This is a genomic window from Pseudomonas sp. LS2P72, assembly GCF_054897865.1.
Genome location: NZ_CM142708.1, coordinates 5,004,865 through 5,019,028, shown reverse-complemented (window position 1 = coordinate 5,019,028; position 14,164 = coordinate 5,004,865). Strand labels below are relative to the sequence as shown.

Below are 14,164 nucleotides of genomic sequence, written 5' to 3'. Positions count from 1 at the left end.
AGCAGGAGACATGATGAGTACGCAGCCTTCGATCAATGGATCGGTACCTCAACGCCTGGCGCAAACCCGCGAACTGATGAGCCGGGAGGGCATTCATGCTCTGCTGGTGCCGTCGGCCGACCCACATCTTTCGGAATACCTGCCGGGTTACTGGCAAGGGCGGCAATGGTTGTCGGGCTTCCATGGCTCGGTCGGCACGCTGATCGTTACGCCGGACTTTGCCGGCGTCTGGGCCGACAGCCGTTATTGGGAGCAAGCGACCAAGGAACTCAAGGGCAGCGGCATCGAACTGGTCAAGCTGCAACCGGGTCAGCCCGGCCCGCTGGACTGGTTGGCCGAGCAAACCCCTGAAGGCGGCGTCGTCGCGGTAGATGGTGCGGTAATGGCCGTGGCTTCGGCGCGTACGCTGGGTGGCAAGCTCGAAGAGCGCGGCGCACGTCTGCGCACCGACATCGATCTGTTGAGCGAAGTCTGGAGCGACCGTCCGACGCTGCCAAATGAACCGATCTATCAACACCTGCCGCCTCAGGCGACGGTCAGCCGCGGCGAGAAACTGGCCAAGCTGCGTGAGGTTTTGAAAAGTCGCGGTGCCGACTGGCACTTCATCGCCACCCTCGATGACATCGCCTGGCTGTTCAACTTGCGCGGCGGTGACGTGTCGTTCAACCCGGTGTTTGTTTCCTTTGCCTTGATCAGCCAGCAGCAGGCAACCCTGTTCGTGGCCCTGAGCAAGGTCAATGCCGAACTGCGCGCAATCCTCGAACAGGACGGCGTGACCCTGCGTGATTACAGCGAAGTGGCCGCCGCCTTGCGCGCCGTACCGAGCGGGGCGAGCCTGCAAGTTGATCCGGCGCGCGTCACTGCTGGCTTGCTGGATAACCTGGATAGCGGTGTGAAACTGGTCGAAGGCCTGAACCCGACTACGTTAGCCAAGTCGCAAAAAAGCCTGGCCGATGCCGAGCACATTCGTCAGGCCATGGAGCAGGACGGCGCGGCGCTGTGCGAATTCTTCACCTGGCTGGACACTGCGTTGGGTCGTGAACGCATCACCGAACTGACCATCGACGAACACCTGACGGCCGCGCGTACCCGCCGTCCGGGGTATGTGTCGCTGAGCTTCAACACCATTGCCGCGTTCAACGCCAATGGCGCAATGCCGCACTACCACGCCACCGAAGAAGAACACTCGGTGATCGAAGGCGACGGTCTGTTGTTGATCGACTCCGGCGGCCAGTACCTGGGTGGCACCACTGATATCACGCGGATGGTGCCGGTCGGTACGCCGACCGATGAGCAGAAGCGCGATTGCACGCGGGTGCTCAAAGGCGTGATTGCGTTGTCCCGTGCGCAGTTTCCTCGTGGCATTCTCTCGCCGTTGCTCGATTCGATTGCCCGCGCGCCGATCTGGGCTGAAAGCGTTGATTACGGTCACGGCACCGGTCATGGCGTCGGCTACTTCCTCAACGTGCACGAAGGCCCGCAGGTCATCGCCTATCAAGCCGCCGCGGCACCGCAAACCGCCATGCAGCCGGGCATGATCACGTCCATCGAACCGGGCACTTACCGTCCGGGCCGCTGGGGTGTGCGGATCGAGAACCTGGTGTTGAACCGTGAGGCGGGCAAAAGCGAATTCGGTGAGTTCCTGAAGTTCGAAACCCTGACCTTGTGCCCGATCGACACTCGTTGCCTGGAGCCATCGCTGCTGACTGACGACGAAAAGCAGTGGTTCAACGCCTATCACGCCGAGGTGCGCCAGCGCTTGAGCCCGTTGCTCGACGGTGCAGCCCTTGAGTGGTTGAACACCCGAACTGCGGCTATTTGATCGGTTGGAGTTCAGGCGCTTCTTCGAGCGCCTGGCTCATGTAGTCGACAAAGGCTTTGACCCTGGCGGATTGGCGACGATTCGCCGGGTGCACAGTCTCGCGCCGCTCTCGTTTCGTGGGGCGACGTATTCTGGGGTGTTTACCTTGTTGCCGTTACTGACTGGCAAGGGACGTGAGCATCACGGGGGAGATACTTCGGGAGGCTGCGCAGTTGATCGAGGCGGGTCAGTTGAAACCGTTGCTCGACCCTCGGCAGTTCACCCTGCAAACCGCCGAGGCCGCCCATGAACTGCTCGTTTCGGGAGCTGCGCAGGGGCGGTTGGTTGTCGAGATTTAACTCAGGGCTTCAAGGACGAAGTCCAGGCGATCCTGGCCGAAGAACAGCTGATTATCGACAAACATGCTTGGGGCACCGAACACGCCCCGTTGCACCGCTTTCTCTGTGTTGTCCTTGAGAGTGCCTTTGACCTCCTCGTCGGCGGTCAGGGCCAGCACCGCATTTGGATCGAAACCGTTCTGTGTCAGTACTGACGCGACGGTCGCCAGGTCATCGAGGCTGCGGCCTTCAACCCAGAGGGCGTGAAACAGGCAATCGATGAATGCCTGAAAGCGTTCGGGATGGCGCAACTGCATGCCGGTGACAGCGCGCATCAGCATCAGGGTGTTGATAGGAAAGTGAGGATTGAACTTCAGTGGCACGCCATAGCGCTTGGCATAGCGGTCCAGGTCTTGAAACATGTAGCGGCCCTTGGCGGGGATGGTCGCGGGGGAGGCGTTACCGGTGGCTTTGAAGACGCCGCCCAGCAAGATGGGTATGTAGATCAACTGGCTGTCGGTCTGCTCGCAGATCTTCGGCAGTTGGGTATAGGCCAGGTAGGTGGCGGGGCTGCCGAGGTCGAAATAGAACTCCACGGTTTTGCTCATGGTCGATGCGCTCTGTTTATTATTGTGGGGGAGGGCTTACCAGCGTTCGCTCCAGGGGCGCAGGTCCAGCTCGAAGGTCCATGCGTCACGGGGCTGGCTGTGGAGGTACCAATAGTTCTCGGCAATGTGCTCTGGATCGAGAATGCCGTCCTGGTCCTTGGTCGCGTACTTTTCGGGGAAACTCTCGCGGATAAAGTCGGTATCGATGGCACCGTCGACTACAACATGAGCAACGTGAATGTTCATCGGTCCAAGTTCACGCGCCATGCTTTGCGCCAGGGCACGAATCCCGTGCTTGGCGCCGGCGAACGCTGCAAATCCTGAGGCTCCACGCAGGCCGGCGGTAGCACCGGTAAACAAAATCGTCCCGCGTTGACGCTTGGCCATGCGCTTTGCCACTTCACGAGCGTTGAGAAAACCCGAGAAGCAGGCCATTTCCCAGATCTTGAAATATTTGCGCGCGGTTTCTTCAAGAATGCTGCAAGGCACATTGGCGCCGATGTTGAAGACGAACGCTTCGATCGGGCCAATCTGGCTTTCGATCTGCTCGACTAATGCAATCACGTCCTCTTCCTTGCGCGCATCGCAGGCAAAGCCGTGGGCCTCACCGCCATCGGCCTTGATGGCATCCACCAACGGCTGGAGTTTGTCCGCGCTGCGGCGGGTGACACACGCCACAAATCCTTCCTGCGCAAAGCGTTTTGCAATTGCGCCGCCGGTGGCATCCCCTGCACCTACAACCAGTACGACCTTCTTGTTATTCATGGTGGTTCCCTTTGCTAAACGATCGTTAACCAAACGAACGTTATGCTACGATTCGGCAAGCGTCAAGGCGATCAATCCTGAGGGCAAGACAATGCGTTACTCGGCCAGTCACAAACTGGAAACCAAAGAGAAGCTACTTGAAAGCAGTGCGGTGTCGGCCAAGAAGTCTGGTTTTTCAACAGTTGGTGTCGACGGTTTGATGAAGGCGATCGGTTTGAGTGGCGGGGCTTTCTACAGTCATTTTTCATCGAAGGATGAGCTGTTCGCTTCAATCGTCGAGCGTGAGCTGTCTCAAAGCCTGGAGCGTTTAGGGGCGGACCAGAATCGTGACAGGCTCAAGCGCTGCCTGAAACACTATTTGAGCATGGCTCATGTCGAGCACCCGGAATCCGGTTGTGCATTGCCGGCATTGGGGGCTGAGATTGCACGTTCAGACGTGATGATTCGCCAGCAGGCGGAGAACTGGATTTGTCGGCTTCAGAAGAGTTGGGCTCAGGTTCTGGAAAGCGACAGCCTGGCCTGGGCGATTCTGTCGCAATGTATCGGTGCGTTGGTCATTGCGCGAATGCTGGCCACGCCGGACATTCAGCGCGCAGTACTGAGGTCCAGTTACGATGAGATTGATCGCCAGATCGCAGGTCCACGAACCTGACAAGACGGCATCAATCTACTTGCAAATGACGATCATGCTGCGGCTGGTATAGCCGGCAGGGTTGAGGCCGAACGGGTAATCGCCTGGTTCCTCCACAGCGTCCCCTGACTTGGCGATGACCTTGTAACCTTTGGGAGCGCACGAGTTGGCAGCGCTGGTGTAACACTTGTCCCAGGATGACGAGAGCCCGGAACAGTTGATATGCAGCCCTCTCTTGCCGTGTTTTACCTGGGTTTTCGATGTCGCCGCGCAGCCCGCAACCGCAAGTGCGGCGATCAGTATCAAAATTCGTTTCATTACTGTCCTTATAGCGTCCCCGGATCTTTGCGCCCGGGTCTGGCTGCATTCGCTTTCGCTTGAAGCGTTCTGATATCCCTATCTGAAAAATCCATGTCTGACACTGGGTTACGGGTCTAAACATGGCCTAATTGCGCGGCAAATACCAGACCCTCGTCAAATCCTGTCTCAATCTGCAGCGACAGCAGGCTTGGCTGCACTCCCCATCGTCATGGTCGCGCCTATGGAAGCCAGAATGATGCACATGATGGCCATCCATTGTGACAGTGAGAGGTACTCCTGGAGAAACAACAGGCCTGACAGTGCGCCGATCGCAGGTTCAATGCTCATCAACGTGCCGAAGGTCCGGGTCGGGATTCGGGTGAGGGCGACCATCTCCAGCGTGTAGGGCACGGCGGTGGACAGAATGGCGACAGCGATGGCCACGGGGATCAGTGAGGGAGTGAGCAGCGCGGCGCCAGCATGGACGATGCCGATAGGGGCTACAAAAAGTGCCGCAATCATCACCCCCAGTGCCGCGGTCTGCACGCCGTTGTCGGCGCCCGCCTTTTGGCCGAACAGAATGTACAGCGCCCAGCAGACACCTGCGCCCAATGCATAACCGGCGCCTACCAGATCGATCCCCGCAGTCGTTTCTCCCATCGGTATTAACAGCAGCAAGCCGACGGCTGCCAGGGCGATCCACAAAAAATCGATCGCGCGACGTGAGGCGTAGATGGCTACCGCCAGTGGGCCGGTGAATTCCAGCGCAACCGCGATACCGAGGGGGACTGTTTGCAAGGACATATAGAAGAGGAAGTTCATGCCGCCCAACGCCATTCCATAGACGATGACGGTGCGCAGGGATTTTGCGGTGAGCTTCGCTCGCCAGGGGCGCAGTATTAACATCATGATCACGCTGGCGAAGATCAGCCGCAGGGTGGTGGTCCCTTGCGCACCGATAATGGGGAACATGCTTTTAGCCAGGGAGGCGCCTGACTGGATCGATGCCATGGCTATCAATAGCAGGCCAACCGAAAACAGGGTCGAGGCAAGGCTGCGAGGTTGGTCATTCATGGCGTGGCATCGTCCGCAGTAGGAAGCGAGAGTGTTGTTGGGCAATATACTGCGCATTCGCGGGGGGCGCGTCTATATATAAGCAGCGATTTTGAGCATCCTTATAGAAAAGCTTAATTAAGGGTTGACGGTAGATTCTGGAAGTCTATAATTCGCCCCACTTCCGTCGCAGTCGAAACGGAAAACTCCTTGGTAAACAATGAGTTACGCAGTTTTCGGCAGCGAGTTGCTTCAGGTCATCGAAGCCCAGAAGGAGTCGGTCAGGCCGGATGTTTAGCTTGATTGACGCTTCGATCTTCTCGGTCGAAAGCGGAGCAAAAGAGGTGTTGACAGCAGCGAATAACGCTGTAGAATTCGCCTCCCGCTAACGAGAGATCGAAAGCGCAAGTGGTTGAAGTTGCAAAGGAAACTTTGAAAACTTCGAAAAATAACCGCTTGACAGTAACAGAGGCTGCTGTAGAATGCGCGCCTCGGTTGAGACGAAAGATCTTAACCAACCGCTCTTTAACAACTGAATCAAGCAATTCGTGTGGGTGCTTGTGGAGTCAGACTGATAGTCAACAAGATTATCAGCATCACAAGTTACTCCGCGAGAAATCAAAGATGTAACCAACGATTGCTGAGCCAAGTTTAGGGTTTCTTAAAAACCCAAAGATGTTTGAACTGAAGAGTTTGATCATGGCTCAGATTGAACGCTGGCGGCAGGCCTAACACATGCAAGTCGAGCGGCAGCACGGGTACTTGTACCTGGTGGCGAGCGGCGGACGGGTGAGTAATGCCTAGGAATCTGCCTGGTAGTGGGGGATAACGCTCGGAAACGGACGCTAATACCGCATACGTCCTACGGGAGAAAGCAGGGGACCTTCGGGCCTTGCGCTATCAGATGAGCCTAGGTCGGATTAGCTAGTTGGTGAGGTAATGGCTCACCAAGGCGACGATCCGTAACTGGTCTGAGAGGATGATCAGTCACACTGGAACTGAGACACGGTCCAGACTCCTACGGGAGGCAGCAGTGGGGAATATTGGACAATGGGCGAAAGCCTGATCCAGCCATGCCGCGTGTGTGAAGAAGGTCTTCGGATTGTAAAGCACTTTAAGTTGGGAGGAAGGGCATTAACCTAATACGTTAGTGTTTTGACGTTACCGACAGAATAAGCACCGGCTAACTCTGTGCCAGCAGCCGCGGTAATACAGAGGGTGCAAGCGTTAATCGGAATTACTGGGCGTAAAGCGCGCGTAGGTGGTTTGTTAAGTTGGATGTGAAATCCCCGGGCTCAACCTGGGAACTGCATTCAAAACTGACAAGCTAGAGTATGGTAGAGGGTGGTGGAATTTCCTGTGTAGCGGTGAAATGCGTAGATATAGGAAGGAACACCAGTGGCGAAGGCGACCACCTGGACTGATACTGACACTGAGGTGCGAAAGCGTGGGGAGCAAACAGGATTAGATACCCTGGTAGTCCACGCCGTAAACGATGTCAACTAGCCGTTGGGAGCCTTGAGCTCTTAGTGGCGCAGCTAACGCATTAAGTTGACCGCCTGGGGAGTACGGCCGCAAGGTTAAAACTCAAATGAATTGACGGGGGCCCGCACAAGCGGTGGAGCATGTGGTTTAATTCGAAGCAACGCGAAGAACCTTACCAGGCCTTGACATCCAATGAATCTGCTAGAGATAGCGGAGTGCCTTCGGGAGCATTGAGACAGGTGCTGCATGGCTGTCGTCAGCTCGTGTCGTGAGATGTTGGGTTAAGTCCCGTAACGAGCGCAACCCTTGTCCTTAGTTACCAGCACGTAATGGTGGGCACTCTAAGGAGACTGCCGGTGACAAACCGGAGGAAGGTGGGGATGACGTCAAGTCATCATGGCCCTTACGGCCTGGGCTACACACGTGCTACAATGGTCGGTACAGAGGGTTGCCAAGCCGCGAGGTGGAGCTAATCCCAGAAAACCGATCGTAGTCCGGATCGCAGTCTGCAACTCGACTGCGTGAAGTCGGAATCGCTAGTAATCGCGAATCAGAATGTCGCGGTGAATACGTTCCCGGGCCTTGTACACACCGCCCGTCACACCATGGGAGTGGGTTGCACCAGAAGTAGCTAGTCTAACCTTCGGGAGGACGGTTACCACGGTGTGATTCATGACTGGGGTGAAGTCGTAACAAGGTAGCCGTAGGGGAACCTGCGGCTGGATCACCTCCTTAATCGACGACATCAGCTGCTCCATAAGCTCCCACACGAATTGCTTGATTCATTGAAGAAGACGATAAAAGAAGCAGCCCGAAATTGGGTCTGTAGCTCAGTTGGTTAGAGCGCACCCCTGATAAGGGTGAGGTCGGCAGTTCGAATCTGCCCAGACCCACCAATTTTGTGTGGGAACCTGTAGCAATACGGGGCCATAGCTCAGCTGGGAGAGCGCCTGCCTTGCACGCAGGAGGTCAACGGTTCGATCCCGTTTGGCTCCACCACTACTGCTTCTGTTTGTTGAAAGCTTAGAAATGAGCATTCCATCGTAGGATGGTGAATGTTGATTTCTAGTCTTTGGCTAGATCGTTCTTTAAAAATTTGGGTATGTGATAGAAAGATAGACTGAACGTTACTTTCACTGGTAACGGATCAGGCTAAGGTAAAATTTGTGAGTTGCTCTGTATGAGCAAGAATCGAATTTTCGGCGAATGTCGTCTTCACAGTATAACCAGATTGCTTGGGGTTATATGGTCAAGTGAAGAAGCGCATACGGTGGATGCCTTGGCAGTCAGAGGCGATGAAAGACGTGGTAGCCTGCGAAAAGCTTCGGGGAGTCGGCAAACAGACTTTGATCCGGAGATGTCTGAATGGGGGAACCCAGCCATCATAAGATGGTTATCTTAAGCTGAATACATAGGCTTAAGAGGCGAACCAGGGGAACTGAAACATCTAAGTACCCTGAGGAAAAGAAATCAACCGAGATTCCCTTAGTAGTGGCGAGCGAACGGGGACTAGCCCTTAAGTGGCTTTGAGATTAGCGGAACGCTCTGGAAAGTGCGGCCATAGTGGGTGATAGCCCTGTACGCGAAAATCTCTTGGTCATGAAATCGAGTAGGACGGAGCACGAGAAACTTTGTCTGAATATGGGGGGACCATCCTCCAAGGCTAAATACTACTGACTGACCGATAGTGAACTAGTACCGTGAGGGAAAGGCGAAAAGAACCCCGGAGAGGGGAGTGAAATAGATCCTGAAACCGTATGCGTACAAGCAGTGGGAGCCCACTTTGTTGGGTGACTGCGTACCTTTTGTATAATGGGTCAGCGACTTATTTTCAGTGGCGAGCTTAACCGAATAGGGGAGGCGTAGCGAAAGCGAGTCTTAATAGGGCGTCTAGTCGCTGGGAATAGACCCGAAACCGGGCGATCTATCCATGGGCAGGTTGAAGGTTGGGTAACACTAACTGGAGGACCGAACCGACTACCGTTGAAAAGTTAGCGGATGACCTGTGGATCGGAGTGAAAGGCTAATCAAGCTCGGAGATAGCTGGTTCTCCTCGAAAGCTATTTAGGTAGCGCCTCATGTATCACTGTAGGGGGTAGAGCACTGTTTCGGCTAGGGGGTCATCCCGACTTACCAAACCGATGCAAACTCCGAATACCTACAAGTGCCGAGCATGGGAGACACACGGCGGGTGCTAACGTCCGTCGTGAAAAGGGAAACAACCCAGACCGTCAGCTAAGGTCCCAAAGTTATGGTTAAGTGGGAAACGATGTGGGAAGGCTTAGACAGCTAGGAGGTTGGCTTAGAAGCAGCCACCCTTTAAAGAAAGCGTAATAGCTCACTAGTCGAGTCGGCCTGCGCGGAAGATGTAACGGGGCTCAAACCATACACCGAAGCTACGGGTATCACTTAGGTGATGCGGTAGAGGAGCGTTCTGTAAGCCTGTGAAGGTGAGTTGAGAAGCTTGCTGGAGGTATCAGAAGTGCGAATGCTGACATGAGTAACGACAATGGGTGTGAAAAACACCCACGCCGAAAGACCAAGGTTTCCTGCGCAACGTTAATCGACGCAGGGTTAGTCGGTCCCTAAGGCGAGGCTGAAAAGCGTAGTCGATGGAAAACAGGTTAATATTCCTGTACTTCTGGTTATTGCGATGGAGGGACGGAGAAGGCTAGGCCAGCTTGGCGTTGGTTGTCCAAGTTTAAGGTGGTAGGCTGGAATCTTAGGTAAATCCGGGATTCTAAGGCCGAGAGCTGATGACGAGTTACCCTTTGGGTGACGAAGTGGTTGATGCCATGCTTCCAAGAAAAGCTTCTAAGCTTCAGGTAACCAGGAACCGTACCCCAAACCGACACAGGTGGTTGGGTAGAGAATACCAAGGCGCTTGAGAGAACTCGGGTGAAGGAACTAGGCAAAATGGCACCGTAACTTCGGGAGAAGGTGCGCCGGTGAGGGTGAAGCATTTACTGCGTAAGCCCATGCCGGTCGAAGATACCAGGCCGCTGCGACTGTTTATTAAAAACACAGCACTCTGCAAACACGAAAGTGGACGTATAGGGTGTGACGCCTGCCCGGTGCCGGAAGGTTAATTGATGGGGTTAGCTAACGCGAAGCTCTTGATCGAAGCCCCGGTAAACGGCGGCCGTAACTATAACGGTCCTAAGGTAGCGAAATTCCTTGTCGGGTAAGTTCCGACCTGCACGAATGGCGTAACGATGGCGGCGCTGTCTCCACCCGAGACTCAGTGAAATTGAAATCGCTGTGAAGATGCAGTGTATCCGCGGCTAGACGGAAAGACCCCGTGAACCTTTACTATAGCTTTGCACTGGACTTTGAATTTGCTTGTGTAGGATAGGTGGGAGGCTTTGAAGCGTGGACGCCAGTTCGCGTGGAGCCAACCTTGAAATACCACCCTGGCAACTTTGAGGTTCTAACTCAGGTCCGTTATCCGGATCGAGGACAGTGTATGGTGGGTAGTTTGACTGGGGCGGTCTCCTCCTAAAGAGTAACGGAGGAGTACGAAGGTGCGCTCAGACCGGTCGGAAATCGGTCGTAGAGTATAAAGGCAAAAGCGCGCTTGACTGCGAGACAGACACGTCGAGCAGGTACGAAAGTAGGTCTTAGTGATCCGGTGGTTCTGTATGGAAGGGCCATCGCTCAACGGATAAAAGGTACTCCGGGGATAACAGGCTGATACCGCCCAAGAGTTCATATCGACGGCGGTGTTTGGCACCTCGATGTCGGCTCATCACATCCTGGGGCTGAAGCCGGTCCCAAGGGTATGGCTGTTCGCCATTTAAAGTGGTACGCGAGCTGGGTTTAGAACGTCGTGAGACAGTTCGGTCCCTATCTGCCGTGGACGTTTGAGATTTGAGAGGGGCTGCTCCTAGTACGAGAGGACCGGAGTGGACGAACCTCTGGTGTTCCGGTTGTCACGCCAGTGGCATTGCCGGGTAGCTATGTTCGGAATAGATAACCGCTGAAAGCATCTAAGCGGGAAACTAGCCTCAAGATGAGATCTCACTGGGACCTTGAGTCCCCTGAAGGGCCGTCGAAGACTACGACGTTGATAGGTTGGGTGTGTAAGCGCTGTGAGGCGTTGAGCTAACCAATACTAATTGCCCGTGAGGCTTGACCATATAACACCCAAGCAATTTGCGTCGAAAGGCCAGATTGCGGTGTGTGAAGACGCAACGAACCGAAAATTCGAGAGACTCACAAAACACCCGCTGTCACATACCCGATTTGCTGAAGCGAGGCCGACTGGCCACGACTCGGTACCCGAATTTCTTGACGACCATAGAGCATTGGAACCACCTGATCCCATCCCGAACTCAGCAGTGAAACGATGCATCGCCGATGGTAGTGTGGGGTTTCCCCATGTGAGAGTAGGTCATCGTCAAGATTAAATTCCAAAACCCCTATCTGCGAATGCAGGTAGGGGTTTTGTTTTGCCCGCAGGAAAGTGCGAGCGGACATACCGGTACGGTCACTCGCTACGACGCAGATGTAAACCAACGTGCTGCACACCTGCTTCACGTAAAGCCTGAAGCTCATCGATCAATGCCAGACTCCCGCAACTGCCGCCAAAATGTACAAGGTTTTTGGTATGGTGCAGCTCGTTTTTAACGGACTGATTTCAAGCTTACGGATTGGCGCCCCTTTTACAGTCAAGAGCTGCTGCAGAAATGCCCCAACCGATACCGATCAAGGACCACGAAAAAGAGACGCGCCTGGTCAACAAAAGACTGATGGCTTGCGCCCTGTTCGTTGTTGCCATTACCTGTGCGCTGGTAGTGCGCATGTATGTCCTGCAGGTGGTCGAGTTTGACTATCACTCGACGATCTCAGAAAACAATCGCGTCCATGTCCTGCCGATCACCCCCACGCGCGGATTGATCTATGACCGCAACGGCGTAGTTCTGGCGGACAATCGTCCCAGTTTTAACCTGACCATTACCCGCGAACGCGCCTCTGATGTCAAAGAGGAACTGGATGAAATAGTCACCCTCCTGCACTTGCCGACCGAAGACCGCTCGCTGTTTGACAAGGCAATGAAGCAGGCTCGACATCCATTCGTGCCGGTCACTTTGTTCTACGGGCTCAGCGAAGAACAAATCGCAGTGTTGGCGGTCAACGAGTTCCGTCTGCCGGGGATCGATGTAGAGCCACAATTCGTTCGCCACTACCCGATGGGGGCGCACTTTGCGCATTCGATTGGCTACGTCGGCCGCATCAACGAGAAAGAGTCCAAAGCCCTGGACACGGTGGAATACCGCGGCACTCAATCCATCGGCAAGACTGGCATTGAAAAATTCTACGAATCGCAGTTGCACGGCCAGGTGGGTTACGAAGAAGTCGAAACCAACGCTCAGGGCCGGGTCCTGCGGGTGCTCAAGCACACCGATCCTATCCCGGGCAAAAACATCGTACTGAGCCTCGACGTCAAACTTCAGGAAGCCGCCGAGGAAGCCCTGGGCGATCGTCGCGGTTCGGTGGTCGCTCTCGATCCGTCGACCGGCGAAGTACTCGCGATGGTCAGCAAGCCGAGTTTCGACCCGAACCTGTTCGTCACCGGCATCAGCTTCAAGGAATACGCAGCGCTCCATGACTCCATCGACCGGCCGCTGTTCAACCGCGTACTGCGCGGCCTCTATGCACCGGGTTCGACCATCAAACCGGAAGTGGCTATCGCCGGCCTCGACGCCGGCGTCGTTACCCCGCAGACCCGCGTATTCGACCCTGGTTACTACCAACTCCCGGACTTCGATCATAAATACCGTAACTGGAACCACAGCGGCGATGGCTGGGTGGACATGGACGCGGCGATCATGCGCTCCAACGACACCTACTTCTACGACCTGGCCCATAAGCTGGGGATCGATCGCCTGCATGACTACATGGCCATGTTCGGCCTTGGCGAGAAAGTCTCGCTGGACATGTTCGAAGAGTCTGCCGGTTTGATGCCATCGCAAGCCTGGAAACGTGCCACGCGCCGTCAGGCATGGTTCCCGGGGGAGACCGTGATCCTCGGCATCGGCCAGGGCTACATGCAGGTCACGCCGCTGCAACTGGCTCAGGCCACTGCACTGATCGCCAACAAAGGTGTCTGGAACCGCCCGCATCTGACCAAGACCGTGGACGGTGTTGCGCCCGTGGATGAGCATCCAATGCCAAACATCCTGTTGAAAGACCCACGTGACTGGGAGCAGGTCAACCATGGCATGCAAATGGTAATGCACGACGCTCGCGGGATTGCACGGGCGGCAGCGGCGGGGGCTCAGTACCGCATCGCCGGCAAAAGTGGTACCGCGCAAGTGGTTGCGATCAAGCAGGGCGAACGTTACAACCGGGCGAAAACCCTGGAGCGTAACCGCGACAACGCCTTGTTCGTCGGTTTTGCCCCGGCTGAACATCCGAAAATTGTCATCTCGGTAATGATCGAAAACGGCGAGGCCGGCGGTCGAGTCGCAGGTCCTGTGGTGCGGCAGATCATGGATGCCTGGTTACTCGATCAGGACGGTCACTTGAAGCCGCAGTACGCCACACCCAGCAAAGCACCGGGCGACCCTCACGTCTAAGCGATCAAGGCTTCACAGCACAGGCTCACGAATACTGAGCATGTGCTGGAAGCTTTCGAGGAACACGGTTTCGGCCTGACTCATCTGCTGCTCACGATTCACAACAGCTGGATATCGAAATCCACCACCCCAGGTGAACACAAACCCCGTGGCGAGGGAGCTTGCTCCCGCTTGAGTGCGCAGCACTCACAAAACCGGCGAGGGCTGCCAGAGTTTTGGGGCCGCTACACAGCTCAGCGCGCAAGCTCGCTCGCCACAGAGTGCTCATCCATGCACAAGATTTACGTTCACTGACAGTATTACCCCCAGGCAATTCAGGAGATTTCTACGACCTCGATGACGTGCTCTACGTCTCGGTGCATGGCGCCCCGACCAACTTCTATCCGGGGCTTGCCGGTTTCGCTGATGGGCGGGGTGTCGGGAAGGGCGAGGGCTTCAACCTCAACTTGCCGATGGCGCATGGCGCCAGTGAGGCGGACTTCCTGGGGCAATTGGACGTGGCATTGTCGGCGGTGAGGGTCAAGACGGTATCTACATGAGGATCGAATTCCATATGTAGGAATTGCCGAAGGCTGCGATCTTTTTTTGTCCATCGGGCAAAC

General features: G+C 55.5%; 7 protein-coding genes, 2 tRNA genes, 3 rRNA genes and 4 pseudogenes. 10 read left to right on the top strand and 6 right to left on the bottom strand.

Features of this window, described 5'->3' with window-relative positions; genetic code table 11:
* Positions 1 to 13 precede the first annotated feature (13 nt).
* The gene (locus ACYZUA_RS23045; protein ID WP_461960743.1) at positions 14 to 1,822 is read left to right on the top strand and encodes an aminopeptidase P family protein; all 1,809 of its coding nucleotides are present in this window, start codon (positions 14 to 16) and stop codon (positions 1,820 to 1,822) included.
* Here ACYZUA_RS23045 and ACYZUA_RS23040 read toward each other — a convergent pair.
* Positions 1,815 to 1,916: pseudogene (locus tag ACYZUA_RS23040) on the bottom strand (LysR family transcriptional regulator); the annotation flags it as partial. The gene ACYZUA_RS23045 and the pseudogene ACYZUA_RS23040 sit on opposite strands and share 8 nt — an antisense overlap.
* Between ACYZUA_RS23040 and ACYZUA_RS23035 the strand changes: the two are divergent.
* Positions 1,914 to 2,160, top strand: a pseudogene (locus tag ACYZUA_RS23035) (zinc-binding dehydrogenase); the annotation flags it as partial. The pseudogenes ACYZUA_RS23040 and ACYZUA_RS23035 sit on opposite strands and share 3 nt — an antisense overlap.
* Here ACYZUA_RS23035 and ACYZUA_RS23030 read toward each other — a convergent pair.
* Both ACYZUA_RS23030 and ACYZUA_RS23025 read right to left on the bottom strand, forming a co-directional pair.
* Positions 2,157 to 2,747: a 2-hydroxychromene-2-carboxylate isomerase gene (locus ACYZUA_RS23030; protein WP_461960742.1), complete on the bottom strand. Its 591-nt coding sequence runs from the start codon at positions 2,745 to 2,747 to the stop codon at positions 2,157 to 2,159. The pseudogene ACYZUA_RS23035 and the gene ACYZUA_RS23030 sit on opposite strands and share 4 nt — an antisense overlap.
* 36 nt (positions 2,748 to 2,783) lie before the next feature.
* Positions 2,784 to 3,512, bottom strand: coding sequence for an SDR family oxidoreductase (locus ACYZUA_RS23025; protein ID WP_461960741.1), 729 nt, complete (start codon positions 3,510 to 3,512; stop codon positions 2,784 to 2,786).
* 91 nt (positions 3,513 to 3,603) lie between these two features.
* Between ACYZUA_RS23025 and ACYZUA_RS23020 the strand changes: the two genes are divergently transcribed.
* Positions 3,604 to 4,164, top strand: a complete 561-nt coding sequence (locus tag ACYZUA_RS23020) for a TetR/AcrR family transcriptional regulator (protein ID WP_461964091.1) — start codon at positions 3,604 to 3,606, stop codon at positions 4,162 to 4,164.
* Positions 4,165 to 4,179: 15 nt separating this feature from the next.
* Here the strand turns inward: ACYZUA_RS23020 and ACYZUA_RS23015 are convergent, their stop codons facing one another.
* Positions 4,180 to 4,461 carry a hypothetical protein gene (locus ACYZUA_RS23015; RefSeq protein WP_461960740.1) on the bottom strand — a complete coding sequence of 94 codons (282 nt, stop codon included), beginning with the start codon at positions 4,459 to 4,461 and terminating at the stop codon, positions 4,180 to 4,182.
* A 168-nt stretch (positions 4,462 to 4,629) separates the two neighbouring features.
* Positions 4,630 to 5,517 (bottom strand): threonine/homoserine exporter RhtA, encoded by an 888-nt coding sequence (gene rhtA / locus ACYZUA_RS23010; protein WP_461960739.1) that lies wholly within the window; start codon positions 5,515 to 5,517, stop codon positions 4,630 to 4,632.
* A 660-nt stretch (positions 5,518 to 6,177) separates the two neighbouring features.
* Between rhtA and ACYZUA_RS23005 the strand changes: the two genes are divergently transcribed.
* The 6 genes from ACYZUA_RS23005 (at position 6,178) to mrdA (ending at position 13,562) form a co-directional block, all read left to right on the top strand.
* Positions 6,178 to 7,716, top strand: a 16S ribosomal RNA gene (locus ACYZUA_RS23005).
* A gap of 84 nt (positions 7,717 to 7,800) precedes the next feature.
* Positions 7,801 to 7,877, top strand: a tRNA-Ile gene (locus tag ACYZUA_RS23000).
* Between the two features lie 27 nt (positions 7,878 to 7,904).
* Positions 7,905 to 7,980, top strand: a tRNA-Ala gene (locus tag ACYZUA_RS22995).
* Positions 7,981 to 8,228: 248 nt separating this feature from the next.
* Positions 8,229 to 11,120 (top strand): 23S ribosomal RNA (locus tag ACYZUA_RS22990).
* A 150-nt stretch (positions 11,121 to 11,270) separates the two neighbouring features.
* Positions 11,271 to 11,386, top strand: a 5S ribosomal RNA gene (rrf, locus tag ACYZUA_RS22985).
* The 16S, 23S and 5S rRNA genes sit together here with 2 tRNA genes alongside, the layout of an rRNA operon.
* Before the next feature lie 283 nt (positions 11,387 to 11,669).
* Positions 11,670 to 13,562, top strand: coding sequence for a penicillin-binding protein 2 (mrdA, locus tag ACYZUA_RS22980; RefSeq protein WP_461960738.1), 1,893 nt, complete (start codon positions 11,670 to 11,672; stop codon positions 13,560 to 13,562).
* 12 nt (positions 13,563 to 13,574) lie between these two features.
* On the opposite strand, the pseudogene ACYZUA_RS22975 reads toward mrdA, so the two are convergent.
* A pseudogene (locus tag ACYZUA_RS22975) lies at positions 13,575 to 13,693 on the bottom strand (LysR family transcriptional regulator); the annotation flags it as partial.
* Between the two features lie 192 nt (positions 13,694 to 13,885).
* Between ACYZUA_RS22975 and ACYZUA_RS22970 the strand changes: the two are divergent.
* Positions 13,886 to 14,080, top strand: a pseudogene (locus tag ACYZUA_RS22970) (histone deacetylase family protein); the annotation flags it as partial.
* Positions 14,081 to 14,164 lie beyond the last annotated feature (84 nt).